Consider the following 23,300-nt stretch of genomic DNA (forward strand, 5'->3'; position numbering starts at 1 on the left):
GTAGTTACAGTTTCATAGTGTTTCGGTGGTCATAGCGTGAGGGAAACGCCCGGTTACATTCCGAACCCGGAAGCTAAGCCTCACAGCGCCGATGGTACTGCAGGGGGGACCCTGTGGGAGAGTAGGACGCCGCCGAACAAATTTTGAGAAAACCCCCTTGCCTTATGGCAAGGGGGTTTTCTGCGTTCGAGATCATTTCTAGGGGCCTCCTGAAAAAGGAGGCCCCTTTTTTGTGCCCGCTTACAGCCGCCCTGCGGCCTTGAGTGCCAGATATGCATCCGCGAGAGCAGGCGCCAGGTCGTCGGGAATCGCGTCCACGACAGTGACTCCGTGGCGCTGCAGCTGTTCGGCCGTGCGATGGCGTTCCGTCTGGGCCTGGGCCGCAGCTGCTGCTTCGTACACCGCTTCGGCGGTTCCTCGAGCCTTCGCCATGCGGGCGACGTGCGGATCGGCCACCGACGCCACCAGCAGCGTATGGCGTTGGGTGAGGAGGGGGAGCACGGGAAGCAGGCCCTCTTCGATGGGGGCCGCGTCGAGGCTGCTCAGCAGGACGATCAGGGAGCGGCGGGGTGCCGTACGGAGTGCTGTGGCGGTCAAGCCGCGGGCGTCCGTCTCGACGAGTTCCGGTTCCAGGGTCGCCATCGCGTTGACCAGGGACGGGAGGACATCGCCTGCCGCGCGGCCCTGGACGAGGGCGCGTACCCGGCGGTCGTATGCGAGGAGGTCCACACGGTCGCCGGCCCGGGACGCCAGGGCGGCGAGGAGGAGGGCCGCGTCCATGGAGGCGTCCAGGCGTGGGGCGTCGCCCACCCGGCCGGCCGAGGTGCGGCCCGTGTCGACGACCAGGAGGATGTGGCGGTCGCGTTCGGGACGCCAGGTGCGTACGGCGACCGTGGTCTGGCGGGCCGTGGCGCGCCAGTCGATGGAGCGGGTGTCGTCGCCGGGGACGTACTCGCGCAGGCTGTCGAATTCCGTGCCCTCGCCGCGGGTCAGCACGCTGGTGCGGCCGTCGAGTTCGCGCAGGCGGGCCAGTTTGGACGGGAGGTGCTTGCGGCTGGTGAACGGCGGCAGGACTCGTACGGTCCAGGGGATCTTGTGGCTGCCCTGGCGCGAGAACAGACCCAGGGGGCCGTACGAGCGAATCGTGACGCGGTCTGCCGTGCGGTCGCCGCGGCGGGTCGGGCGCAGGCGGGTGGTGAGGCGTCGACGTTCGCCGGCGGGAACCGTCAGGTGGTGGCGGGAGGCGGCTACCTCGGTGCCCGGCTCCCAGCTGCTGGGGGGCCAGGCGTCGCGGAGGTGGGCGCGCAGGGGGCGGCCGGACGGGTTCGTGACGGTCAGGGTGACGTCGGCGGTTTCGCCGAGGCGCACGGAAGTATCGCCGGAGCGGGTCAGGCCGAGGCGGCGTACGGGAGCCGCCAGGGCGGCGTCGCAGGCGCAGGCCAGGGCCAGGGGGGCGTTCACGGCGAGGATGCCTGTCCAGCTCGGCTCCCAGATGCCGATGGGGAGTGTGCCGAGAGCCGCCAGGAGGGCGGCGCGTCCGGTGAGTGCCATCAGCGGGGGACGGGGACGTGGGCGAGGATCGCGTTGATGACGGAGTCGGCCGTCACGCCCTCCATCTCCGCTTCGGGGCGGAGCTGGATGCGGTGGCGGAGGGTGGGGAGGGCCAGGGCTTTCACGTCGTCGGGGATGACGTAGTCGCGGCCCGTCAGCCACGCCCAGGCGCGGGCGGTGGCGAGGAGGGCCGTGGCGCCGCGCGGCGAGACGCCGAGGTTGAGGGACGGCGATTCGCGGGTGGCGCGGCAGATGTCTACCACGTAGCCGGTGATCTCGGGGGAGACCACGGTCTTGGCCACGGCGGCGCGAGCGGCTTCGAGGTCGGCCGGGCCCGCTACGGGGCGTACGCCGGCGGCGCGCAGGTCGCGTGGGTTGAAGCCCTCGGCGTGGCGGGTGAGGACGTCGATCTCGTCCTGGCGGGACGGGAGAGGGATCGTCAGTTTGAGGAGGAAGCGGTCCAGTTGGGCTTCGGGGAGAGGATACGTTCCCTCGTACTCGACCGGGTTCTGGGTCGCGGCGACCAGGAAGGGTTCCGGGAGCGGGCGGGGGGTGCCGTCGACCGTGACTTGACGTTCCTCCATCGCTTCGAGGAGGGACGACTGGGTCTTGGGCGGGGTGCGGTTGATCTCGTCGGCGAGCAGCAGGTTCGTGAAGACCGGGCCGGGCTGGAAGGAGAACTCGGCGGTGCGGGCGTCGTAGACCAGGGAGCCGGTGATGTCGCTCGGCATCAGGTCGGGAGTGAACTGGACGCGCTTGGTGTCGAGTTCGAGTGCGGATGCGAGGGCGCGGACGAGCAACGTTTTGGCAACTCCGGGGACTCCTTCAAGTAGAACGTGTCCGCGGCAGAGGAGGGCGACGACGAGGCCGGTCACGGCGGGGTCCTGGCCGACCACGGCTTTGGCGATCTCGGCGCGCAGGGCTTCCAGGGAGGAGCGGGCGGTGCCCGGATCCCCGGCGTACCCGGCGTTGTCAGTGGTCGGGTCCATCATGAACGGCGTACCTCTCTTTCGAGGGCGTCGAGTTGGTCGGCGAGGGAGATGAGGGCCGCGTCGTCGTGGGGCGGCGGCGGGCCGAAGAGGAGGACGTGCAGGGCCTGTCCGTCGCCGTGGAGCTGGGCGGACAGGGCGGGGAGCAGCGCCTCGGGCGTGTGCGCCTGGGAGGGGGACACGCCGACGAGGGGGGCGAGGCGGGTGCGGGTGGTGGAGCGCAGAGCGATGGCCGCGCGGTCGCGGGCGTTGGCTTTGCGGTAGAGGCGGGCGCGGCCTTCGACGGTTTCGGAGGCGCGGATCGCGACGGGGAGGCGTTCGGGTACGAGGGGGCCGAGTCGGCGTGCCCTCCAGAGGGCGGCCAGGGCTGCCGCGATGAAGAGCTGAAGTGTGCCCCAGAGCCAGCCCGAGGGGAGCAGGTCGAGGAAAGTCCGGCCGCCCGCGTCGGTGGCCGAGGTGTCGGAGAGCGAGGGGAGGTACCAGACCAAGTGGGGCCGGGAACCGAGCAGTTGGAGGGCGAGCGAGGCGTTGCCCTGCTTGTCGAGACGGTTGTTGTAGAGGATGTCGGGGGCGCCGATGACGACGGTGTCGCCGTTCGGGGTGGCCGCCGGGATGCGCAGCAGGGTGGGCAGGCCGTCGCTGGGGTAGCAGGCGTCGGCGCCGAGGTCGGTCGTGCTGTAGCGGATGCCGCCGGTGTCGGCGCTGCCCGCGCGGCGGGCGGCGGGCAGGTCGCAGCCGGGGGAGAGCGTCGAGTCGAAGCTGATCGCGGGGTCGGCGGTCACTCCGGGGGCGAGGGTGCCGAGGGAGGGCGACTCGGGGGCGATCAGGACCGTGCGGGCGCCGGAGTTCTTGGTCGCCGTGTGGAGGCTCGCCTGTTGACGGTGGGTCAGCAGGTCGGGGGCGGCGATGAGGAGTGTGGTGTCGGGGCCGGCCGCGGCGCGAGCCTCGTCCAGGGTGGTGACCACGCGCGTGGAGACCCCACGGTCGCCGAGGAGTGCGGCGGTGGCGCGGCTGCCGTAGGGGTCGGCGGAGCGCGGGTCGAGGCGGCCGTGCTGGGCGCCGGAGCGGATCGCGGCGATCGCGACAGCGGCCGCCAGCAGGACCACGACCGCGAGGGTGATCCCTCGGGCGCGGGTCCACACCTGGCGGGCGGTGGGCGAGGCCGAGGTGGACGTCAGGGTGGCCTCGGTCATGAGGCGGCCCCCTGGCGAGCGTTGTGGGCCGTGCTCCGGGCGCTGCTGGTGAGTACGGGCTTGGTGCGCTCCAGGTCGCGGTCGAGTTGGGTGAGGCGGTGGTATGTGTCGGAGCCCGCGGCTCGGCCGCCGTATGTGACGTCGTCGAAGTCCTGTGCCGCGGCGCGCAGTCGGTCCGTGTGGGAGGGCAGCGAGCGGCCCGCCTCGGCCGCGGCCTCGTCCGCGGTGCGGCCGGGGCGCGGGTCGAGTAGGGCACGCTCCTCCAGAGAGCGGACGACGGCGCGCATGCGTTCCTGGACGGCCTGGTTCCAGTGTCCCTGGGCGGCGTGCGCCTCGGCAGCCGCGCGGTGTTCCGCGGCGCTGCGGGGGCGGTCGTCGAAGAGCGCGGCGGATGACGTGGGGGTGCGGCGCGGGGTGCCGAGGCGCCACCAGAGGGCGGCCACGACGGCCAGTACGGCCAGCAGGATGACGACAAGTCCGAGCGCACCGCCGGGAGTTGCCGAGGAAGCGGCGCCGAACAGCTTGTCGACCCAGTCCCAGAAGGCGTTCAGGGCGCGCTGGACCAGGCTGGGGTCGTTCTCGTGGTACATCCGCTTGGACAGCTCGCGCCTGGCCGCCTCCCGCGCGGGGTCGCGCGGGATCGTCACCGGTGGTTCGTCGCCGCGCGGCAGCGCGAGGACCGCCGTGGCGCCGGTGCGCGGCAGTGCCACTACTGCTGTGAGAACTCCCCCCGCCGGACTCACCGCATCAACTCCCCGGGGTGGTGCCGGGGGTGCCGGAGCCGTAGTCCTGGACGCCGGCGGCGCGGGCCAGGTCGAGGTCGAGGGCCTCGCGGCGGATGCGCTGGTCGATGTAGAGGAGCACGGTGACGCCCGCGGTGATCGGGAAGGTGAGCATGGACCCGATCACCGAGCCGATTCCGCTGACGATGAGGAACGTCCAGCCGAGGCTGCCGTTGCCGCTGTTGAGGAAGCCGGTGACGCCGTCGCCGCTCAGGGCACCGGCGAGGAAGGTGAACGGGATCACGACGATCGACGCCACGATGTTGGCGATGATCGTGGCGAGCAGCTGGATGCCGAAGACCCGCCACCAGGAGCCGCGGACGAGCTTCGCGGAGCGGCTCATGGACTTCAGGACGCCTTGCTTTTCGAGCATCAGTGCGGGCGAGGCGAGCGAGAAGCGGATCATCAGCCAGAGAGCGACGACGCCCGCGCCGAGTCCGCCGAGAACAGCGAGTGCGGCGCCGGCGCCGCTCGCTCCGGCGAGCGCGATGAGCACGCCGGGCAGGGTGCCGACGCCGATGATCGCGACGGCGAGGAGCGGCAGCAGGAAGGTCAGGCCGAACAGTTTCGGCAGCTGGGGTCGGGCGTCGCGCCAGGCCTCGGCGGTGGTGACCGACTTGCCGAGTACAGCGCGGCTGGTCACGGAAGTGAGCAGGGCCGTCGCGACGATGGTGCCGAGCAGGGAGATGAGCAGGACGACGCCGGAGCTCAGCAGGGCGTCGCCCAAGGCGCGGCTGAGCTCGCCCACGGTGGCGCTCGGGTCGTTGAGGGCGTCCGTGCTCGCGGTGTCGTTCAGGACCAGGCCCTGGAGCAGGATGACCGCGATCTCCGTGACGACCGCGACGGTCAGCGAGATGCCCAGGACGGTACGCCAGTAGGTCCGCATCGTGGAGACCGCGCCGTCGAGGATCTCGCCGACGCCGAGCGGGCGCAGCGGGATCACGCCGGGCTTGGCGGCGGGCGGCGGACCGCCCCAGTTGCCTCCCCAGCCACCGGGACCCCCAGGGCCTCCGTAGCCGCGGCCGGGGCCTCCCCAGCCGCCGTAGCCGCCGCCCCGGCCTCCGTGGCCGCCCGGGCCTGGAGGCTGCTGGCCGCCCCAGCCCGGACCGGGCGGTGGCGGGGTCTGGCCGGGGTCCTGCGGACTGGGAGCGGACCACTGGCCGGGCGGGGGCTGCTCCTTGGACCACTTCGCGGGCGGTTCAGGCTGGTCCGCGCCGCCCTGGTCCGAGGGCTGCGAGGCGCCGGAGCCGTCCGGCTCCTGCCCGTTGGAGGGGGCAGATCCGGGCGAGGCCCAGCCCGGAGTGTCTTTCATCGTCGCTCCTTCACGGTGCCCGCCCGCGGTCGCGGCGGCAGGTTGGCAGCCATCGTGCCACGGTGTGCCCGGCTGGGGACCGGCCCCCGTATGGGCTGTGCACCTTCAATTGTCCGCCGGGTACGGGGCAGACTGGGCGGATGGCTGATCAGTACGCGCAATCCCGCGAGCACGACGGGCCACTGGAGATACCGACGATCCGCTGGGACGAGCCGCCTGAGGGGCCGGTATTGGTCCTGCTCGACCAGACGCGGTTGCCCGCTGAGGAGGTCGAACTGGTGTGCACGGACGCACCGGCCCTGGTGGAGGCGATCCGCACGCTCGCCGTGCGCGGGGCGCCAGTGCTGGGGATCGCCGGGGCGTACGGTGTCGCGCTCGCCGCCGCGCGCGGCTTCGACGTGGACGACGCCGCACGTGCGCTGGCGGGTGCCCGGCCCACCGCGGTGAACCTCGCTGTCGGCGTGCGCCGGGCGCAGGCGGCGTACCGTGCGGCGGTCTTGGGCGGCGGTGATCAGCGGCAGGCCGCCGGGGCGGCGCTCGCGGCGGCGCGGGCGCTGCACCGAGAAGACGCCGTGGCCAGTGCGCGAATGGCCGAGCATGGGCTGGCGCTGCTCGACGAGCTGTTGCCGGGCGGTGGGCACCGGATCCTGACCCACTGCAACACCGGGGCGCTGGTGTCTGGAGGGGAGGGCACGGCCTTCGCGGTGGCCCTCGCGGCGCATCGGGCGGGGCGGCTGCGGCGGCTCTGGGTGGACGAAACGCGTCCGTTGCTGCAAGGTGCTCGCCTGACGGCTTACGAGGCGGCGCGCAACGGAATGGCGTACACCTTGCTCACGGACAACGCGGCGGGGTCTCTGTTCGCGGCGGGGGAGGTGGACGCGGTGCTCATCGGGGCCGATCGGATCGCTGCCGACGGTTCGGTGGCGAACAAGGTGGGGAGCTATCCGCTCGCGGTGCTGGCCCGGTATCACCATGTGCCGTTCATCGTGGTGGCGCCGGTGACGACGGTGGATCCGGACACCCCGGACGGAGCGTCCATCGAGGTCGAGCAGCGCCCTGGTCATGAAGTGACTGAGGTCACAGCGCCCCAGGTGCCGGTGCCGTTGGCGGGAGTGGAAGCGGGAGGCGGGATACCGGTGGCACCCCTGGGAACCCAGGCGTACAACCCGGCGTTCGATGTGACGCCCCCCGAGTTGGTGACGGCGATCGTGACCGAAGAGGGCGCCGTGTCGCCCGTGACAGCTGAGGCGCTTGCCGAGCTGTGTGACAGGTCACGCCAGGTAACGATTTAGTTAATGGGATGATGTCGTTTATGAAGGGACGAGTCCTTGTCGTCGATGACGACACCGCACTGGCCGAGATGCTCGGCATTGTGTTGCGTGGTGAAGGTTTTGAGCCGTCTTTCGTAGCCGACGGCGACAAGGCGCTGGCCGCTTTCCGTGAGACCAAGCCCGATCTGGTGCTCCTGGACCTGATGCTTCCCGGCCGGGACGGCATCGAGGTGTGCCGCCTGATCAGGGCGGAGTCCGGGGTGCCGATCGTGATGCTCACGGCGAAGAGCGACACCGTCGATGTCGTGGTCGGCCTCGAGTCGGGCGCGGACGACTACATCGTGAAGCCGTTCAAGCCAAAGGAGCTGGTGGCGCGGATCAGGGCACGGCTGCGCCGTTCGGAGGAGCCGGCGCCCGAGCAGCTGGCCATCGGCGATCTTGTGATCGATGTGGCCGGTCACTCCGTGAAGCGGGACGGGCAGTCGATCGCGCTCACGCCGCTGGAGTTCGATCTGCTGGTGGCGCTGGCCCGCAAGCCGTGGCAGGTGTTCACGCGGGAGGTGCTCCTCGAGCAGGTCTGGGGCTACCGGCACGCGGCGGACACCCGCCTGGTCAACGTCCATGTCCAGCGGCTGCGCTCCAAGGTCGAGAAGGACCCGGAGCGGCCGGAAATCGTGGTGACCGTCCGTGGTGTCGGTTACAAGGCCGGACCGAGCTGACATGTCCCGGGACAGTGCCGCTTCGGCGCCCGGTGAGCCGGGAGTCCGTTCGGGGCGGCCTGTCGGCCGAAAGGTGACGGGCTCCCGCTGGGGACGGTTCTTGGAAGGCGGGCTGTTGCAGGGCGGAGTCCAGGGCAGCCCGGTCCTACGGTTGTTCATGCGCTGGGTGCGCCGACCGCTGCTGCCCGTGATGCGGCTGTGGCGGCGCAACATCCAGCTCAAGATCGTCGTCACGACGCTGCTGATGTCGCTGGGCGTTGTGCTGCTGCTCGGCTTCGTCGTCATCGGGCAGGTGCGCAACGGCCTGCTGGACGCCAAGGTGAAGGCCTCGCAGAGCCAGGCCACCGGTGGCTTCTCGGTGGCCAAGCAGAAGGCTGACTCGGCCGCGACGGCGAACGGCGACGACGGTTCGACCGCTGATGGCCGCCCGTCCAAGAACGTCAGCCAGTGGATGAGCGACCTCGTGGTGTCACTCTCCAGTGGTGGGCAGGGCGCCTTCGACGTGGTGACGCTCAGCTCCGGTGTGGCCGGAAACGGCGGCGCGGGGCTCGGGCCGCGCTACTCGGGCAATGTCGATCCGACGGTCAGCGTGCCGGTTGACCTGCGCGCACGCGTCGACAGCAGCACGCTGGCGGCCCAGAGCTACACGCGTGTCGTCTACAAGGACGACAAGGAGTCGCAGCCGGCGCTGGTCATCGGCAAGCAGGTCAACGACCCCAACGGAGACCCCTACCAGCTCTATTACCTCTTCCCGCTGACGCAGGAGGAGAAGTCGCTCAGCCTGGTCAAGGGGACGCTCGCGACGGCCGGACTGTTCGTCGTGGTACTCCTGGGGGCCATCGCCTGGCTAGTGGTGCGCCAGGTCGTCACTCCGGTGCGGATGGCGGCCGGGATCGCCGAGCGGCTCTCAGCAGGGCGTCTGCAGGAACGGATGAAGGTCACCGGCGAGGACGACATCGCGCGGCTCGGCGAGGCCTTCAACAAGATGGCGCAGAACCTCCAGCTGAAGATCCAACAGCTGGAGGACCTGTCGCGGATGCAGCGCCGGTTCGTGTCCGACGTGTCGCACGAGCTGCGTACGCCGCTGACGACCGTCCGGATGGCGGCCGACGTCATCCACGACGCGCGTGCGGACTTCGATCCGATGACCGCTCGGTCGGCCGAGCTGCTCGCCGATCAGCTGGACCGGTTCGAGACGCTGCTCGCGGATCTGCTGGAGATCAGCCGGTTCGACGCGGGCGCGGCAGCGCTGGAGGCCGAGGCGATAGACCTCAGAGACGTCGTACGGCGTGTCGTGAGCGGGGCCGAGCCGCTCGCCGAGCGCAAGAGCTCGCAGATACGCGTCGTCGGCGACCAGCAGCCTGTGATCGCCGAGGCGGATGCCCGGCGGGTGGAGCGGGTGCTGCGCAACCTCGTCGTCAACGCCGTGGAGCACGGCGACGGCAAGGAAGTGGTGGTCAAGCTCGCCGCGGCGGGCGGGGCGGTCGCGGTCGCGGTGCGCGACTACGGCGTCGGCCTGAAGCCCGGCGAGGCGACCCGGGTCTTCAGCCGCTTCTGGCGCGCCGACCCGGCACGCGCGCGTACCACCGGTGGTACGGGGCTCGGGCTGTCCATCGCCCTGGAGGACGCCCGGCTGCACGGCGGCTGGCTGCAGGCGTGGGGTGAGCCGGGCGGCGGTTCGCAGTTCCGGCTGACACTGCCGCGGACCGCGGACGAGCCGCTACGGGGGTCCCCGATACCCCTGGAGCCCAAGGACTCGCGGCGTAATCGTGGACTTAATGACGCGGGATTGCCCTCCGGCGGCGGTGACAAGCTCGCCACGGTGCCGGTGCAGGCCGCGGGCGGGTACGTGGCACCGCCCATGCCGCCGCGCACGCCCATGGTGCCGAGAATGGCCGGGGCGTCCCCCACGGCCGATCCGACGGCGCTGCCGGGCAACGGCGCGCGTGTGGTGCCGCGGCCTTCCGGGGCCGCGCGGCGGCCGGACGACGTGGCTGCCGTGGGTGGGGAGCGGAGCGTGGAGGAGCGCGGCCGGAAGGGCGGCGCGCTTGAAGAGCTCGGACAAGGTGAGCCCGAGGAACTCGGGCAAGGGGAGGCATTTCGTGGGCGCTGACCGCGAGGGGAGCGGCCGCCGGCGTCCTGCGCGCGTGGGGGCGTACATCGGCTGTGGTGCGCTGCTGCTGGCCGGGTGCGCCTCGATGCCGGACAGCGGGGATCTGCGCGGGGTCGAGTCCACGCCGAGGCAGGACTCGCAGGTCCGGGTCTTCGCGATGCCGCCGCGCGAGGACGCCCCGTCGGCGGAGATCGTGCAGGGCTTCCTGGAGGCACTGACCAGTGACGACCCGCAGTACGAGACGGCACGCAAGTATCTGACGGCGAGCGCCCGCAAGACGTGGGACCCCTACAGCTCCACGACCGTCCTCGCGGACGGGCCGAACACCGAGTCCGAGCACTCGGGGGCCAGAGAGGGCGACGACTACTCGTACACGCTGTCCGGTAGCAAGGTCGCCACCGTGGACGGGCAGCACGCGTACGCGCCGGACTCCGGTGACTACCGCAAGACGGTGCACCTCACGCTGCAGAAGGACACCAAGCAGTGGCGCATCGACGGGCTGCCGCAGGGTGTGGTGATGGGTAAGTCCGACTTCCAGCGCAACTATGTGTCCGTCAACAAGTACTACTTCGCCTCGAACGCGCCCTCCGGGACGGGCGGACCGCTCGAGACCGTCGCCGATCCGGTCTATGTACGCGGGGAGGTGGACCCGATGACGCAGATGGTCCGGGCACTCCTGAAGGGGCCCACGCGCTGGCTGGACCCGGTGGTGACGTCGAGTTTCCCCTCCGGTACGGACCTGAAGAAGGGCGTCACGTCGCTGTCGCCCGACGACCGCAACAGGGTGACGGTCCCGCTGAACTCCAAGGCCGACCGGGTCGGAGAGACCCAGTGCAACAAGATGGCGGCCCAACTCCTCTTCACGCTCCAGGATCTGACGCCCACGGGGGTCGACGAGGTGGAGTTGCAGCGGTCGAACGGTTCGCAGTTGTGCGTGCTCGCCGAGGACCGGGCGGAGACCATCGCCTCGCACGGCACGGGCAGGCGCCCGGGGTACGAGTACTTCATCGACGGCAAGCAGCGGCTCGTACGGCTGTCCAGCGGCAACGGAGACACGCAGGCCGAGCCGGTGCCCGGTGCGCTGGGTGAGGGTGACAAGAAGCTGCGGGCGGCCGCGGTGTCGCGGAACGAGGACAGCGCGGCCGGCGTGTCGGCCGACGGGAGTTCGCTGTACGTCGGATCGCTGGTGTCGGGCTCCTCGCTCGGGGACGCGGTGCTGCACAGCCAGGGCAAGACGGCTGCCGACCGGCTGACGACGCCCAGTTGGGACGGGCGGGGCGACCTGTGGGTGGCCGACCGTGATCCGAAGAACCCGCGGCTGCTCCTGCTGGAGAAGGGCATGGGTACTCCGCTGCAGGTCACGGCGCCGGGGATCGACGGGCGCGTCCAGGCGGTGCGCGTGGCCGCCGACGGGGCGCGCATCGCGCTGATCGTCGAGAAGGACGGCAAGAGCTCGCTGCAGATCGGGCGTATCGAGCGCGACACCAAGAGCAGCGAGCCGCCCCTCGTCTCGATTCTCGAACTGCGCTCCGTCGCGCCGCAACTGGAGGAGGTCACGGCCATGTCGTGGGCCGGGGACAGCCGGCTCGTCGTCGTCGGGCGCGAGTCCGGTGGCGTGCAGCAGATGCGGTACGTCCAGGTCGACGGTTCCACTCCGGTGGGTACCGCGCCCGCCGCGCTGACGGGGGTGAAGGAGATCGCCGCGTCCGAGGACGACAGGCTGCCGCTGGTGGCGCACTCGGAGGAGGACGGCATCGTGCGGCTGTCGTCCGGGGAGCAGTGGCAGAAGGTCGTCAAGGACGGCACGGCGCCGATTTATCCAGGGTAGGGACCTTCCGCCGGCCCGCCGGGTATCGACTTCCGCCGTCCCGGGTGGGTAGGGATTTCTGCCGTCCCGGGTGGGTCAGCCTTGTGGGTGATGGCCATGTGGTTGTCCACAGAGAGTTATCCACAGGGGTGGCCGGTCGGCCCGTGCGTTGGCACAGTGGTGGGCATGCGGGGGTGGTGGCAGGACCTCACCGATCTGGTGCTGCCGGCCGAGTGCGGAGGCTGCGGGAGGCCTCGCACGGTGCTCTGCCCGGAGTGCCGTGCCGCCCTGAGCGGGGCCGCACCGCGCCGGGTGCGACCGGATCCGGAGCCGCCCGGGCTGCCGGTGGTGCACGCGGCGGCCCCTTACGAGGACGAGGTGCGCGCGGCACTCCTCGCCCACAAGGAACGGGGGGCACTGACACTCGCGACACCGCTGGGAACGGCCCTGGCGGGCGCTGTACGGGCAGGAGTGGGGCACCTGTGCCTCCCGGTCCCGGAGGGACGGCCTACGGCCTCGGACGGGCGCCTGAGGGGAAGCAACGGGCACCTCTGGTCCGGGGGCGGTCCGTCGGGAGCGGCCGCCGTCGGGGGCGGGCGAGGGCCCCTGCTGCTCGTCCCCGTGCCGTCCTCCCGACGGGCGGTGCGGGCACGGGGCCATGACCCGGCGCGGCGGATCGCGCTCGCGGCGGCGGGCGAACTGCGGCGCACCGGGACGCCGGCCCGTGTGCTGGCCGTGCTGCGGCAGCGACGGGCCGTGGCGGACCAGTCGGGGCTCAACTCCCGGCAGCGGCTGGAAAATCTCACGGGCGCCCTGGAGGTCGCCGCAGGGGGTGCCCGGCTGTTGACGGGCGGTGGCGGGGTCGTGCTCGTGGACGACCTGATGACGACGGGCGCCTCGTTGACCGAGGCGGCGCGTGCCGTCCGGGCGGCGGTGGCGGACACTGATGCGTACGGCGAAGAAGCGGGGGAAGCGATGGGGGAACGGATGACCGAGGCAACGGAAACGGCAACAGCGGCGGGCCTCGACCGGACACAAGTGCACCAAGGAATGGCGGGTGTGAGCGAAGTCGGCGACACGATCCGCGCAGCCGTGGTCGCGGCCTCGCCGGACTCTTTCAAAATAAACCGGAACTGACTGGGAACTTCCATCGTTGCAGGTAATGACCGGGTCAATTCACCTGACCGGAGGTACGCCGCAGTAGAGGGTGACGACATCCGTCCAGGCGAGATATGTTCGGTTGTGAGGCAATGGCGCTGGCCGTACCTCGCCTATCCGAATGCCGTACTGCGGGTTTCTGAATCACCCGAAGCGGTGGGGTGTAGATCTTCCCCATGGGGGAGGAGGAGGTGAAAGTCACCAAGTCCGAGGTTCCGGGACTCACCGGGATCTGGTGCAAAAGGGAGACGCTCCGCCAGTGCAGCGGAGCAATCCGGGAACGGAGTTCTGCGTGGACATCGTCGTCAAGGGCCGCAAGACCGAGGTGCCCGAGCGGTTCCGCAAGCACGTGGCCGAGAAGCTGAAGCTGGAGAAGATCCAGAAGCTCGATGGCAAGGTGATCAGCCTCGACGTCGAGGTGTCCAAGGAGCCCAACCCTCGGCAGGCCGACCGTTGCGACCGAGTGGAGATCACGCTCCGCTCCCGCGGTCCGGTGATCCGGGCGGAGGCAGCGGCAAGCGACCCGTATGCAGCACTCGACCTGGCGGCGGACAAACTCGAAGCCCGGCTGCGCAAGCAGCACGACAAGCGCTACACCCGCCGTGGCAACGGCCGGATCTCGGCAGCCGAGGTCGCCGACCACGTCCCGGGCGCCGCGACACTGAACGGGAACGGGAGCGTCGTCCACGAGGATGAGCTGGACAGCGTGCCGACCAAGAAGATCGGCTCGCTCGAGGTGATGGGCGAAGGCCCCCTCGTCGTCCGCGAGAAGACCCATGTGGCCGCCCCGATGACGCTCGACCAGGCGCTTTACGAGATGGAGCTGGTCGGGCACGACTTCTATTTGTTCGTCGACTCCGAGACGAAGGAACCGAGTGTCGTCTACCGACGGCACGCGTACGACTACGGCGTCATCCACCTCAGCACGGACCCCATGGTCGCCCAGGCCGGATCTGACGCGCCGGGCGGTGCGCTCGGCGGCTGACCCGTCCCGGTGACGGCTGAGCCGGTGCCCCTGGAGCGCGTGTGCGCCCCCAGGGGCACCGGTGTGCGACCACTTCGCGACCCGCTCTGTCACCGCACTGACGTCCGGGCATGAAATCATGGCCGCACCGGCCTCAATCGGTGGGTCGTTGCCTTGGGTTGGCGATGGCGCAGGAACACAGGCCACGGCCTTCAGGGGGAGGAACGATGGCGGACAGCTTCGGACCGATGCGTGATGGGGATGCCGACGGCGGCGTCGTCGGCATAGGCCCGGACGGGGGCTCCCCACGCAAGGAGCCCATTCGGGTCCTCGTCGTGGACGACCATGCCCTCTTCCGCCGCGGCCTGGAGATCGTGCTCGCGGCCGAGGAAGACATCCAGGTCGTCGGCGAGGCGGGTGACGGGGCGGAGGCGGTCGACAAGGCGGCCGACCTGCTTCCGGACATCGTGCTGATGGACGTACGCATGCCGAGACGGGGCGGCATCGAGGCGTGCACCTCCATCAAGGAGGTGGCTCCCAGCGCGAAGATCATCATGCTGACGATCAGCGATGAGGAGGCCGATCTCTACGACGCGATCAAGGCGGGCGCGACCGGTTATCTCCTCAAGGAGATCTCCACGGACGAGGTCGCCACGGCCATTCGCGCGGTGGCGGACGGACAGTCGCAGATCAGCCCGTCGATGGCGTCGAAACTTCTTACCGAGTTCAAGTCGATGATTCAGCGGACGGACGAGCGCCGACTGGTGCCCGCGCCCCGGCTCACGGATCGTGAGCTGGAGGTTCTCAAGCTCGTCGCGACGGGGATGAACAACCGGGATATCGCCAAGGATTTGTTCATCTCCGAGAACACGGTCAAGAACCATGTGCGCAACATCCTGGAGAAGCTGCAGCTGCACTCCAGGATGGAGGCGGTGGTGTACGCGATGCGGGAGAAGATCCTCGAGATCCGGTAGGTCCGGTCAGGCCAGCGCGCGGGTGAGTTCCGTCGTGAGTGGCTCGCGCAGCTCCGGGGCGTCCACTCGCTCCACGCGTATGTTTGTGCAGTCCACCCAGCTTGCCGCCTCCAGCAGGGCTTGGGCCACGGCCGGGACTGCCTTCAGGCCGTCCAGGGTGACCTGTTTGGCGACCAGGGTGCGGCCCTCGCGGGCGGGGTCCACGCGGCCGACGAGGTGGCCGCCGGCGAGGACCGGCATCGCGAAATAGCCGTACACCCGCTTCGGCCTCGGCGTGTACGCCTCCAGGCGGTGGGTGAAGCCGAAGATCCGCTCCGTGCGGGCCCGCTCCCAGATCAGCGAGTCGAACGGGGACAGCAGCGTCGTACGGTGGCGGCCGCGCGGGGCCGACTTCAGGGCCGCCGGGTCCGCCCATGCCGGCTTGCCCCAGCCCTCCACCGTGACCGGGACCAGACCCGAGTCCGCGATCACCGCGTCGACCTGCTCGCCCTTGAGGCGGTGGTAGTCGGCGATGTCCGCGCGCGTGCCGACGCCCAGGGACTGGCCCGCCAGGGCCACCAGTCGGCGCAGGCACTCCGCGTCGTCCAGCTCGTCATGGAGCAGGGCGTCGGGGACGGCGCGCTCGGCCAGGTCGTACACCCGCTTCCAGCCGCGGCGCTCGGTGCACACCACCTCGCCGTACATCAGCGCGCGCTCGACGGCCACCTTCGTGCCCGACCAGTCCCACCACTCGCTGGTCTTCTTCGCGCCGCCCAACTCCGTGGCAGTGAGGGGGCCATCGGTGCGGAGCTGCTTGACGACCTGGTCGTAGGTGCCGTCCGGCAGGGCGTGGTTCCAGTGCGGGCGGGCTCTGTAGGCGCGGCGGCGGAAGGCGAAGTGGGGCCACTCCTCGATGGGGAGGATGCAGGCGGCGTGCGACCAGTACTCGAAGGCGTGCGTGTCGGTCCAGTAGGCCTGGTCGACCGTTGCGCGGCCCATCGCGCCGAGGCGGGCGTACGGGATGAGTTCGTGGGAGCGGGCGAGGACGGAGATCGTGTCGAGCTGGACCGCGCCCAGGTGGCGCAGCACTCCGCGGACGCCGGCCTTGCGGTCGGGGGCGCCCAGGAAGCCCTGGGCGCGCAGGGCGATGCGGCGGGCTTCGTCGGCGGAGAGTTCTGTGGTGGGACGCGGGAGGCTGCTCGTCATGCCCACACGGTAGGGGGTGCCACTGACAGTCCCTCGCCCCCGCCGCCCCTACCCGTCCCATCCCCGGGGCAGCGCCCATGGACCCCGGCGGGGCTGCGCCCCTGCACCCCGCTGAGGGCTGCCGCCCTCCCCGAGACCCCGCTTCGGCCTGAACGGCCTCGTCCTCAAACGCCGGACGGGCCGGGGGTGGGTGGGGCACGGTCCTCGGGTCTTGTTCTCGAATGCCGGGTGGGCTGGAGGTGCGGGCCGGGGCTGGGGGATTTGGGGCGGGGCGGGTGGGCACGGACCGCGGCATTTTGCCTGACGTCGGACGGGCCGGGGTGTGGGTCCCTGCGCCGGAATGTGGGTGGAGGCGGCTTGCGGGTTGGCTCTGGGCGTCGGGTTATCCGGACGGTGACGGTGTGCTGGATGGTGACGGGGGCGGGAGGTACGGGGCTGTCGATGCGAGGCCGAAGTCTGAGGGGAGCAAGGAGCCGACCCAGCAGTCTCTGCGTACGCCCTTGTTGTTGAGGGCGGAACGGAGGGTGCCCTCCAGGGTGAAGCCGGCGCGTTCGGCGACCGCGCGGGAAGCCCTGTTGCCGACCTCGGCGCGCCATTCCAGGCGGTCGACGGCGAGGTTGGTGAAGGCCCAGCGGGAGGCGGCGAGGGTGGCTTCGGTGATGTAGCCATTGCCGCGATGCTCCTTGGCGGCCCAGAAACCGACCTCGCCGACGCCCAGGGAGCGCATGGTGATGCTGAGCATGCCCGCAAGCTCCCCGGAAGGGAGGAAGACGCCGAAGGTGAACATGGATCCGTCCGCCCAGCCGTCGGGCACCATCTGATCCGTGAAGCCTGCCGCGTGCTCCCTCAGATAGGGCGAGGGGATCGTGGTCCAGCGCTGGATGTCGGGGTCCTGGACGGCTTCGTACACGGCGTCGGTGTCGTGCGGGCCCACGGCGCGCAGCAGCAGACGGCCGGTGGTCAGTGTGACGGGGTCCATCGGCTGATTCTGCTCGCGCCGACGGAAGGGCGCCATCGCTTTGCGCTGAGTGATGGTTCGGTTACTTTTCGCAGCGTGGACGCGGCACCTTCAGCAACCCCTGTCCGTTGTCCTAGTGGCTGTCACTGGCAGACCTCCCGGCGCGGTGGGGTCCTCGCTTACGATGGCCGTTGCTCAAGCTGTGATTTGAATCTGTCATTGAATCCGACCGTCCCAGGCCCGACCGGCAAGGAGACCAACCCCCGTGTCCGTCCTCTCGAAGATCATGCGTGCAGGCGAAGGCAAGATCCTGCGCAAACTGCACCGCATCGCGGACCAGGTCAACTCCATCGAAGAGGACTTCGTCGACCTCTCCGACGCCGAGCTGCGCGCCCTCACTGATGAGTACAAGCAGCGGTACGCGGATGGGGAGAGCCTGGACGACCTGCTCCCTGAGGCCTTCGCCACCGTGCGTGAGGCCGCCAAGCGCGTCCTCGGTCAGCGTCACTACGACGTGCAGATGATGGGTGGCGCCGCGCTCCACCTCGGCTATGTCGCGGAGATGAAGACCGGTGAGGGCAAGACCCTGGTCGGCACGCTGCCCGCGTATCTGAACGCCCTCTCCGGAGACGGCGTTCATCTGATTACGGTCAACGACTACCTGGCCGAGCGCGACTCCGAGATGATGGGTCGCGTCCACAAGTTCCTGGGTCTGGATGTCGGCTGCATCCTGGCCAACATGACGCCGGCCCAGCGCCGCGAGCAGTACGCGTGCGACATCACCTACGGCACGAACAACGAGTTCGGCTTCGACTACCTGCGTGACAACATGGCCTGGTCGCAGGACGAACTCGTCCAGCGCGGCCACAACTTCGCGATCGTCGACGAGGTCGACTCCATCCTCGTCGACGAGGCCCGTACGCCGCTGATCATCTCCGGCCCGGCCGACCAGGCCACCAAGTGGTACGGCGACTTCGCCAAGCTGGTCACCCGTCTGAAGAAGGGCGAGGCCGGCAACTCCCTCAAGGGCATCGAGGAGACCGGGGACTACGAGGTCGACGAGAAGAAGCGCACCGTCGCCATCCACGAGCCCGGCGTCGCCAAGGTCGAGGACTGGCTGGGCATCGACAACCTCTACGAGTCGGTGAACACCCCGCTCGTCGGGTACCTGAACAACGCCATCAAGGCCAAGGAACTCTTCAAGAAGGACAAGGACTACGTCGTCATCGACGGCGAAGTCATGATCGTCGACGAGCACACCGGCCGAATCCTCGCCGGCCGCCGCTACAACGAGGGCATGCACCAGGCGATCGAGGCGAAGGAAGGGGTGGACATCAAGGACGAGAACCAGACGCTCGCCACGATCACCCTGCAGAACTTCTTCCGCCTCTACGGCAAGCTCTCCGGCATGACCGGTACGGCGATGACCGAGGCCGCCGAGTTCCACCAGATCTACAAGCTCGGCGTGGTCCCGATCCCGACCAACAAGCCGATGGTCCGCAAGGACCAGTCGGACCTGATCTACCGCACCGAGGTCGCCAAGTTCGACGCGGTGGTCGACGACATCGCCGAGAAGCACGAGAAGGGCCAGCCGATCCTCGTCGGTACGACGTCGGTCGAGAAGTCCGAATATCTCTCGCAGCAGCTCTCCAAGCGCGGTATTCAGCACGAAGTGCTGAACGCCAAGCAGCACGACCGTGAGGCGACGATCGTCGCCCAGGCCGGCCGCAAGGGCGCCGTGACCGTCGCCACGAACATGGCCGGTCGTGGTACGGACATCAAGCTCGGCGGCAACCCCGAGGACCTCGCCGAGGCCGAGCTGCGCCAGCGTGGCCTCGACCCCGAGGAGCACATCGAGGAGTGGGCCGCGGCGCTGCCCGCCGCCCTGGAGAAGGCCGAGCAGTCCGTCAAGGCGGAGAACGAAGAGGTCAAGGATCTCGGCGGGCTCTATGTGCTGGGCACCGAGCGTCACGAGTCCCGGCGCATCGACAACCAGCTGCGCGGTCGTTCCGGCCGTCAGGGCGACCCCGGCGAGTCCCGCTTCTATCTCTCCCTCGGCGACGATCTGATGCGCCTGTTCAAGGCCCAGATGGTCGAGCGCGTCATGTCGATGGCGAACGTCCCCGACGACGTGCCGATCGAGAACAAGATGGTCACCCGCGCGATCGCCTCCGCGCAGTCGCAGGTCGAGCAGCAGAACTTCGAGACGCGTAAGAACGTCCTGAAGTACGACGAGGTGCTCAACCGGCAGCGCGAGGTCATCTACGGTGAGCGCCGCCGCGTCCTGGAGGGCGAGGACCTGCAGGAGCAGATCCAGCACTTCATGGCCGACACGATCGGCGCGTACATCGAGGCCGAGACCGCCGAGGGCTTCGCCGAGGAGTGGGACCTGGACCGGCTGTGGGGCGCCTTCAAGCAGCTCTACCCGGTGAAGGTCACCGTCGACGAGCTGGAGGAGGCGGCCGGCGACCGTGCCGGTCTGACCGCCGAGTTCATCTCCGAGTCCATCAAGGACGACATCCACGAGCAGTACGCGGCCCGTGAGGAGCAGCTCGGCTCCGAGATCATGCGGGAGCTGGAGCGGCGGGTCGTCCTGTCGGTCCTGGACCGCAAGTGGCGCGAGCACCTCTACGAGATGGACTATCTCCAGGAGGGCATCGGCCTGCGCGCCATGGCGCAGAAGGACCCGCTGGTCGAGTACCAGCGCGAGGGCTTCGACATGTTCTCCGCCATGATGGACGGCATCAAGGAGGAGTCCGTCGGCTACCTGTTCAACCTGGAGGTCCAGGTCGAGCAGCAGGTCGAGGAGGTCCCGGTCGAGGACGCCGCGCCGTCGCTGGAGAAGAAGGAGGACGTCGTCCCCGCGGGTGCGCGTCCCGAGATCCGCGCCAAGGGGCTCGACGCCCCGCAGCGGCGCGAGCGGCTGCACTTCTCCGCGCCGAAGGTGGACGGCGAGGGCGGCATCGTCGAGGGCGACTTCATCAGCGACGACGAGGAGCCCGTGCGCTCCGAGGCGGACGGCCTCACGCGTGCGGAGCGCCGCAAGCAGCAGAAGAGCAACGGGCGGCGCCGCAAGAAGTGACGCCACCGCGCGAGCGGGCTGAGCGATGAAGGGCCGGGCACCTCGGGGTGTCCGGCCCTTCGCGTCGCTCCGTGGGTCGTTCAGGGGCCCGCAGGTTCAAGGGGCCCGCAGGAGGTACTCAGTCCTCGTCCTGGCGGGGCATGCGGGGGCCGCCCAGGTCCACCGCCGTGCAGCGCCAGCGAAGGTCGGGGCCCTGTTCCAGGCGGAAGGCCATCGCGCGGAGCTGGTCGCCGGCGCCGATGCGGGCGAAGGCCTCGATCGCGCCGGGGCGGGGGACGTAGTAGCCGACGTCACGGACGATCGGGTGGGCGCCGCGGGCGCGCAGGGGGCCGCGCTCGGCGAGCCAGGCCAGCTCGTCGTAGGCCCGGCCCGCGGTGTGGCGCAGCATGCAGTGGACGGGACGCCGGCCGCTGAGCACGGCGAGCAGGCGGTCGGCGAAGAGGTCGGTGGGGCGGGGCTGCGGCACGGGTCCTGGCGGGGCTGCGACCGCTGTTCCCGCTGCTCCCGGCGTCGGCGTACCTGCCGTACCTGCCGTACCTGCCATACCCGCCGTACCCGCCGTACCCGGCGGAGGGCTGCCTCCCGGGGTCGGGCGGGGTGTGCCCGCGGCCGGGGTGCGGGGTGGGGTGTTGCCCGGGCGGCGGGTGTCGTGGCGGCCGGGCGGGCGGGTGCCCGGGCGGCGCTTCGTCCTGGTCATCACCTTGTTCATACGTCGTCCCCGCTCGCTGCGACCCGGTGGTACCGGGCGGTAACTTTCGTGTCGGGGTTCTTGTACGAGGCGGGAGCGGGCCCCCGCAAGGACGCCCGAGGCGCGCCGCGGCGGTCGGGAGGTTCACCTATCAGGGTGACCTGGAGGAGTGCGGCGCTTGGCGGGGACGGGGTGTACCGGGTGAATCGACGGCCCGGGGTGGACGCCGTACGGGGGAGGGACCGGGACCCGAAAGGGGACGCCCGCACGTATCCTGAAGGCCCTCCAGGGAGGCGCGGGACCGCCCTTCCAGGAGCCTCCACCCCAGGAACCCCCGACTACGAAAGCGGCCAACCATGCGCGTCTACGTCCCCCTGACCCTCTCCGGTCTCGCCGAGGCGTACAAGACGGGGGAGCTGGGAACGGGACCGTTCGTCGCGTACGCCGTCACGCCCGCCTTGCGCGAGTGGTACCTCTCCGACGACATCGAGGAACTCGAGTACGCGGCGCTGAACCGGGCCGCGCTGGCCTCACTGCGGCTGCTCGCGGGGGAGCCGGCGACCGTGCGGCGTCGGGTGGTCGTCGCGGTCGACGTCGCCGACCGGGCCGCGGTCGCCGATCCCGACCGGGGGCTCGATCCGGCGGCGCTCGGTGAGGTGCGGGTGTCGGGAGCCGTGGCGTTGGCGAAGGCCGCCGCGGTGCACGTCGACGCCGATGACGCCGAGGAGGATGTCACGGCTGCCGTGGAGGCGTTGGGGGCGGCCGATCACGGGGACGACGACGCGCAGTTCATCGTGGACGGGGCCGAGGACCACGAGCTGCTGTGGTTCGCGACGCAGGAGATTTCCCATCTGGTGGGGTTGGGGGACTGAGTCTTCGCCCGTGCCGGGACAAGGGGGCGTTGTCAGTGGCGGCGGGTACGTTCTTGGTATGGGGAAGCAGGGCGCAGCAGCGCACATCGTGTGGGACTGGAACGGGACGCTGTTCCACGACAACGCCGCGATCATCGGGGCGACGAACGCGGCGTTCGCCGAGTTGGGGATGGAACCGCTCACGCTGGAGCGCTACCGGGCGTTGTACTGCGTGCCGGTGCCGAAGTTCTACGAGCGGCTGATGGGGCGGCTGCCGACGGACGCCGAGTGGCAGGTCATGGACGAGACCTTCCATCGGTACTACGCGGAGCACCGCATAGCGTGCGAGCTCACCGACGGGGCGGCGACGCTGCTCGCCGACTGGCGGTCGGCGGGGCGCAGCCAGTCGCTGCTGAGCATGTATGTGCATGACGAACTGGTGCCGTTGGTCAGGGGGTTCGGGATCGAGCCGCACTTCGTACGGGTGGAGGGGCGGGTCGGGCCGTCCGGCGGGAGCAAGGCCGAGCACATGGTGCGGCACATAGGTGCGCTCGCGGGGGTGGATCCGGAGCGCACCGTGGTGATCGGGGACGCCGCCGACGACGCGGTCGCCGCCCTGCACGTGGGGGCGCGGGCCGTGCTCTACACCGGCGGTTCGCACAGCCGCGCCAGCCTCGAGGAGGTCGGCGTGCCCGTGGTGGACAGCCTGGAGGAGGCGGTCGAGGAGGCCGAGCGGCTCGCGGCCTGAGCGGAGGCGGCGTGCTCCCGGGGACGCTGGAAGGAGGCGCTGGACGGGCGCGGGTGGCCTCTCCGGCTCACCTACCGGCGTCCTCCGGCCCGGGCCGCCGAGGTCCTCCGGCTCACCCACCGGCGTCCTCCCGCTCAGCCCACCGGAGTCTCACTAACCCGCGCCGCACTCACCTGTGTCTCAGCCCACCCGAGCCTCAGCCCACCCGAGCCTCAGCCCACCGGCGCCTCAGCCCAGCGGCGCCTTCGCTCGCAGTACCGTGAGGAACTCGCGCATCCAGGCGGAGTGGTCCGGCCAGGCGCGGGCGGAGACGAGTGTGCCGTCGACCACCACCTCCGCGTCCTGGAAGGTCGCGCCGGCCGCCTGCATGTCCAGCTCCAGCGCCGGGTACGCCGTGACGCGGCGGCCGCGCAGGGCGTCGACGGCCGCCGTGAGCAGGGGGCCGTGGCAGATCTGGGCCACCGGCTTGTCCGAGTCGAAGAAGGACTTGAGGATCTTGCGGAGTTCGAGGTCGTTGCGGAGGTATTCCGGGGCGCGGCCGCCCGGGATCACCAGGGCGGCGTACTGACCGGGGTCGACCTCCGCGAACGCCAGGTCGGCGGGCCAGGTGTAGCCGGGCTTCTCCGTGTACGTGTCGAAGCCGGGTTCGAAGTCGTGGACCACGAAGCGGAGTGTTTTGCGGGTGGGGGCCGCGATGTGGACCTCGTAGCCCTCCTCGCGCAGGCGCTGGTAGGGGTACAGGACCTCCAGTGATTCCGCCGCGTCGCCGGTGATCATCAGGATCTTCGGTGTCATGTCGGTGCCGCTCCCTTCGGTGGAGCCTCAGCGGGGCCCAGCGGGGCTCCAGCTCCATTCCGCCCCCGTCGGCCGTCCTCGTCAACGTGCCGCTCCGGGAGGAGGTTGCCGAGGGACTGCACGTCCCCGTCCCTTTCGTCCCTGTGCAGACTGTCAAAGT

The 23,300-nt window shown here is 70.3% G+C and carries 19 protein-coding genes and 1 rRNA gene; 11 read left to right on the forward strand and 9 right to left on the reverse strand.

The window, feature by feature from the left end; genetic code table 11:
- The first annotated feature begins 21 nt into the window (after positions 1-21).
- Positions 22-138, forward strand: a 5S ribosomal RNA gene (gene rrf / locus OG747_RS27290).
- 102 nt (positions 139-240) lie between these two features.
- Here the strand turns inward: rrf and OG747_RS27295 are convergent.
- Genes OG747_RS27295 through OG747_RS27315 form a run of 5 tightly spaced genes read right to left on the reverse strand, consistent with a single transcriptional unit; the run spans position 241 to position 5,827 of the window.
- The gene (locus OG747_RS27295; protein ID WP_405882036.1) at positions 241-1,551 is read right to left on the reverse strand and encodes a DUF58 domain-containing protein; all 1,311 of its coding nucleotides are present in this window, start codon (positions 1,549-1,551) and stop codon (positions 241-243) included.
- Positions 1,551-2,540: an AAA family ATPase gene (locus OG747_RS27300; protein ID WP_405885694.1), complete on the reverse strand. Its 990-nt coding sequence runs from the start codon at positions 2,538-2,540 to the stop codon at positions 1,551-1,553. The genes OG747_RS27295 and OG747_RS27300 overlap by 1 nt, the downstream gene beginning before the upstream one ends.
- Positions 2,540-3,733: a DUF4350 domain-containing protein gene (locus OG747_RS27305; RefSeq protein WP_405882037.1), complete on the reverse strand. Its 1,194-nt coding sequence runs from the start codon at positions 3,731-3,733 to the stop codon at positions 2,540-2,542. The genes OG747_RS27300 and OG747_RS27305 overlap by 1 nt, the downstream gene beginning before the upstream one ends.
- Positions 3,730-4,476 (reverse strand): DUF4129 domain-containing protein, encoded by a 747-nt coding sequence (locus tag OG747_RS27310; protein WP_405882038.1) that lies wholly within the window; start codon positions 4,474-4,476, stop codon positions 3,730-3,732. Before OG747_RS27310 ends, OG747_RS27305 begins: the two co-directional genes overlap by 4 nt.
- A 4-nt stretch (positions 4,477-4,480) precedes the next feature.
- A complete protein-coding gene (locus OG747_RS27315; protein WP_405882039.1) occupies positions 4,481-5,827 on the reverse strand; it encodes a glycerophosphoryl diester phosphodiesterase membrane domain-containing protein in 1,347 nt (448 codons plus the stop codon).
- A gap of 140 nt (positions 5,828-5,967) precedes the next feature.
- On the opposite strand from OG747_RS27315, the gene mtnA reads away from it, so the two are divergent.
- The 7 genes from mtnA to OG747_RS27350 all read left to right on the forward strand — a co-directional run bounded on the left by mtnA (position 5,968) and on the right by OG747_RS27350 (position 14,833).
- A complete protein-coding gene (gene mtnA / locus OG747_RS27320; protein ID WP_405882040.1) occupies positions 5,968-7,119 on the forward strand; it encodes an S-methyl-5-thioribose-1-phosphate isomerase in 1,152 nt (383 codons plus the stop codon).
- Positions 7,120-7,127: 8 nt separating this feature from the next.
- Positions 7,128-7,817, forward strand: coding sequence for a two-component system response regulator MtrA (gene mtrA / locus OG747_RS27325; protein ID WP_015659998.1), 690 nt, complete (start codon positions 7,128-7,130; stop codon positions 7,815-7,817).
- Between the two features lies 1 nt (position 7,818).
- Entirely contained in the window at positions 7,819-9,930 is a 2,112-nt protein-coding gene (gene mtrB, locus OG747_RS27330; RefSeq protein WP_405882041.1) for an MtrAB system histidine kinase MtrB, read from the forward strand.
- Positions 9,920-11,758 (forward strand): LpqB family beta-propeller domain-containing protein, encoded by a 1,839-nt coding sequence (locus tag OG747_RS27335; RefSeq protein ID WP_405882042.1) that lies wholly within the window; start codon positions 9,920-9,922, stop codon positions 11,756-11,758. The genes mtrB and OG747_RS27335 overlap by 11 nt, the downstream gene beginning before the upstream one ends.
- Positions 11,759-11,923: 165 nt before the next feature.
- Positions 11,924-12,874, forward strand: a complete 951-nt coding sequence (locus OG747_RS27340) for a ComF family protein (RefSeq protein WP_405882043.1) — start codon at positions 11,924-11,926, stop codon at positions 12,872-12,874.
- A 313-nt stretch (positions 12,875-13,187) separates the two neighbouring features.
- Positions 13,188-13,880, forward strand: a complete 693-nt coding sequence (gene hpf / locus OG747_RS27345; RefSeq protein WP_405882044.1) for a ribosome hibernation-promoting factor, HPF/YfiA family — start codon at positions 13,188-13,190, stop codon at positions 13,878-13,880.
- Between the two features lie 206 nt (positions 13,881-14,086).
- On the forward strand, positions 14,087-14,833 hold the full coding sequence (locus OG747_RS27350; RefSeq protein ID WP_405882045.1) for a response regulator: 747 nt from the start codon (positions 14,087-14,089) through the stop codon (positions 14,831-14,833).
- 6 nt (positions 14,834-14,839) lie between these two features.
- Here OG747_RS27350 and OG747_RS27355 read toward each other — a convergent pair whose 3' ends face one another.
- Both OG747_RS27355 and OG747_RS27360 read right to left on the reverse strand, forming a co-directional pair.
- Positions 14,840-16,018, reverse strand: coding sequence for a winged helix-turn-helix domain-containing protein (locus tag OG747_RS27355; RefSeq protein ID WP_405882046.1), 1,179 nt, complete (start codon positions 16,016-16,018; stop codon positions 14,840-14,842).
- A 382-nt stretch (positions 16,019-16,400) separates the two neighbouring features.
- Positions 16,401-16,997, reverse strand: a complete 597-nt coding sequence (locus OG747_RS27360; RefSeq protein WP_405882047.1) for a GNAT family N-acetyltransferase — start codon at positions 16,995-16,997, stop codon at positions 16,401-16,403.
- A 244-nt stretch (positions 16,998-17,241) separates the two neighbouring features.
- Between OG747_RS27360 and secA the strand changes: the two genes are divergently transcribed.
- A complete protein-coding gene (gene secA / locus OG747_RS27365) occupies positions 17,242-20,058 on the forward strand; it encodes a preprotein translocase subunit SecA (RefSeq protein ID WP_405882048.1) in 2,817 nt (938 codons plus the stop codon).
- 118 nt (positions 20,059-20,176) lie between these two features.
- Here secA and OG747_RS27370 read toward each other — a convergent pair whose 3' ends face one another.
- Entirely contained in the window at positions 20,177-20,767 is a 591-nt protein-coding gene (locus OG747_RS27370; RefSeq protein WP_405882049.1) for an Rv3235 family protein, read from the reverse strand.
- Positions 20,768-21,102: 335 nt separating this feature from the next.
- Between OG747_RS27370 and OG747_RS27375 the strand changes: the two genes are divergently transcribed.
- Positions 21,103-21,618: a DUF6912 family protein gene (locus OG747_RS27375; RefSeq protein WP_405882050.1), complete on the forward strand. Its 516-nt coding sequence runs from the start codon at positions 21,103-21,105 to the stop codon at positions 21,616-21,618.
- Between the two features lie 58 nt (positions 21,619-21,676).
- Complete coding sequence (locus OG747_RS27380; RefSeq protein ID WP_405882051.1) at positions 21,677-22,345, forward strand: HAD family hydrolase; 669 nt, start codon at positions 21,677-21,679, stop codon at positions 22,343-22,345.
- A 228-nt stretch (positions 22,346-22,573) separates the two neighbouring features.
- Here the strand turns inward: OG747_RS27380 and OG747_RS27385 are convergent, their stop codons facing one another.
- A complete protein-coding gene (locus tag OG747_RS27385) occupies positions 22,574-23,140 on the reverse strand; it encodes a DJ-1/PfpI family protein (RefSeq protein WP_405882052.1) in 567 nt (188 codons plus the stop codon).
- Positions 23,141-23,300 lie beyond the last annotated feature (160 nt).

Source organism: Streptomyces sp. NBC_01384, assembly GCF_045040035.1.
Lineage (GTDB): Bacteria > Actinomycetota > Actinomycetes > Streptomycetales > Streptomycetaceae > Streptomyces.

What these genes read in the sequence shown, in the direction of transcription:
- OG747_RS27340 (WP_405882043.1), top strand. Translation starts at nt 11,924, where the DNA reads ATGCGGGGGTGGTGGCAGGACCTCACCGATCTGGTGCTGCCGGCCGAG.
- OG747_RS27360 (WP_405882047.1), bottom strand. Translation starts at nt 16,997, where the DNA reads ATGGACCCCGTCACACTGACCACCGGCCGTCTGCTGCTGCGCGCCGTG.
- OG747_RS27300 (WP_405885694.1), bottom strand. Translation starts at nt 2,540, where the DNA reads ATGGACCCGACCACTGACAACGCCGGGTACGCCGGGGATCCGGGCACC.
- mtrA (WP_015659998.1), top strand. Translation starts at nt 7,128, where the DNA reads ATGATGTCGTTTATGAAGGGACGAGTCCTTGTCGTCGATGACGACACC.
- OG747_RS27375 (WP_405882050.1), top strand. Translation starts at nt 21,103, where the DNA reads ATGCGCGTCTACGTCCCCCTGACCCTCTCCGGTCTCGCCGAGGCGTAC.
- OG747_RS27355 (WP_405882046.1), bottom strand. Translation starts at nt 16,018, where the DNA reads ATGACGAGCAGCCTCCCGCGTCCCACCACAGAACTCTCCGCCGACGAA.
- OG747_RS27350 (WP_405882045.1), top strand. Translation starts at nt 14,087, where the DNA reads ATGGCGGACAGCTTCGGACCGATGCGTGATGGGGATGCCGACGGCGGC.
- OG747_RS27385 (WP_405882052.1), bottom strand. Translation starts at nt 23,140, where the DNA reads ATGACACCGAAGATCCTGATGATCACCGGCGACGCGGCGGAATCACTG.
- OG747_RS27370 (WP_405882049.1), bottom strand. Translation starts at nt 20,767, where the DNA reads ATGAACAAGGTGATGACCAGGACGAAGCGCCGCCCGGGCACCCGCCCG.
- OG747_RS27380 (WP_405882051.1), top strand. Translation starts at nt 21,677, where the DNA reads ATGGGGAAGCAGGGCGCAGCAGCGCACATCGTGTGGGACTGGAACGGG.
- OG747_RS27295 (WP_405882036.1), bottom strand. Translation starts at nt 1,551, where the DNA reads ATGGCACTCACCGGACGCGCCGCCCTCCTGGCGGCTCTCGGCACACTC.
- OG747_RS27315 (WP_405882039.1), bottom strand. Translation starts at nt 5,827, where the DNA reads ATGAAAGACACTCCGGGCTGGGCCTCGCCCGGATCTGCCCCCTCCAAC.
- mtnA (WP_405882040.1), top strand. Translation starts at nt 5,968, where the DNA reads ATGGCTGATCAGTACGCGCAATCCCGCGAGCACGACGGGCCACTGGAG.
- OG747_RS27305 (WP_405882037.1), bottom strand. Translation starts at nt 3,733, where the DNA reads ATGACCGAGGCCACCCTGACGTCCACCTCGGCCTCGCCCACCGCCCGC.
- mtrB (WP_405882041.1), top strand. Translation starts at nt 7,819, where the DNA reads ATGTCCCGGGACAGTGCCGCTTCGGCGCCCGGTGAGCCGGGAGTCCGT.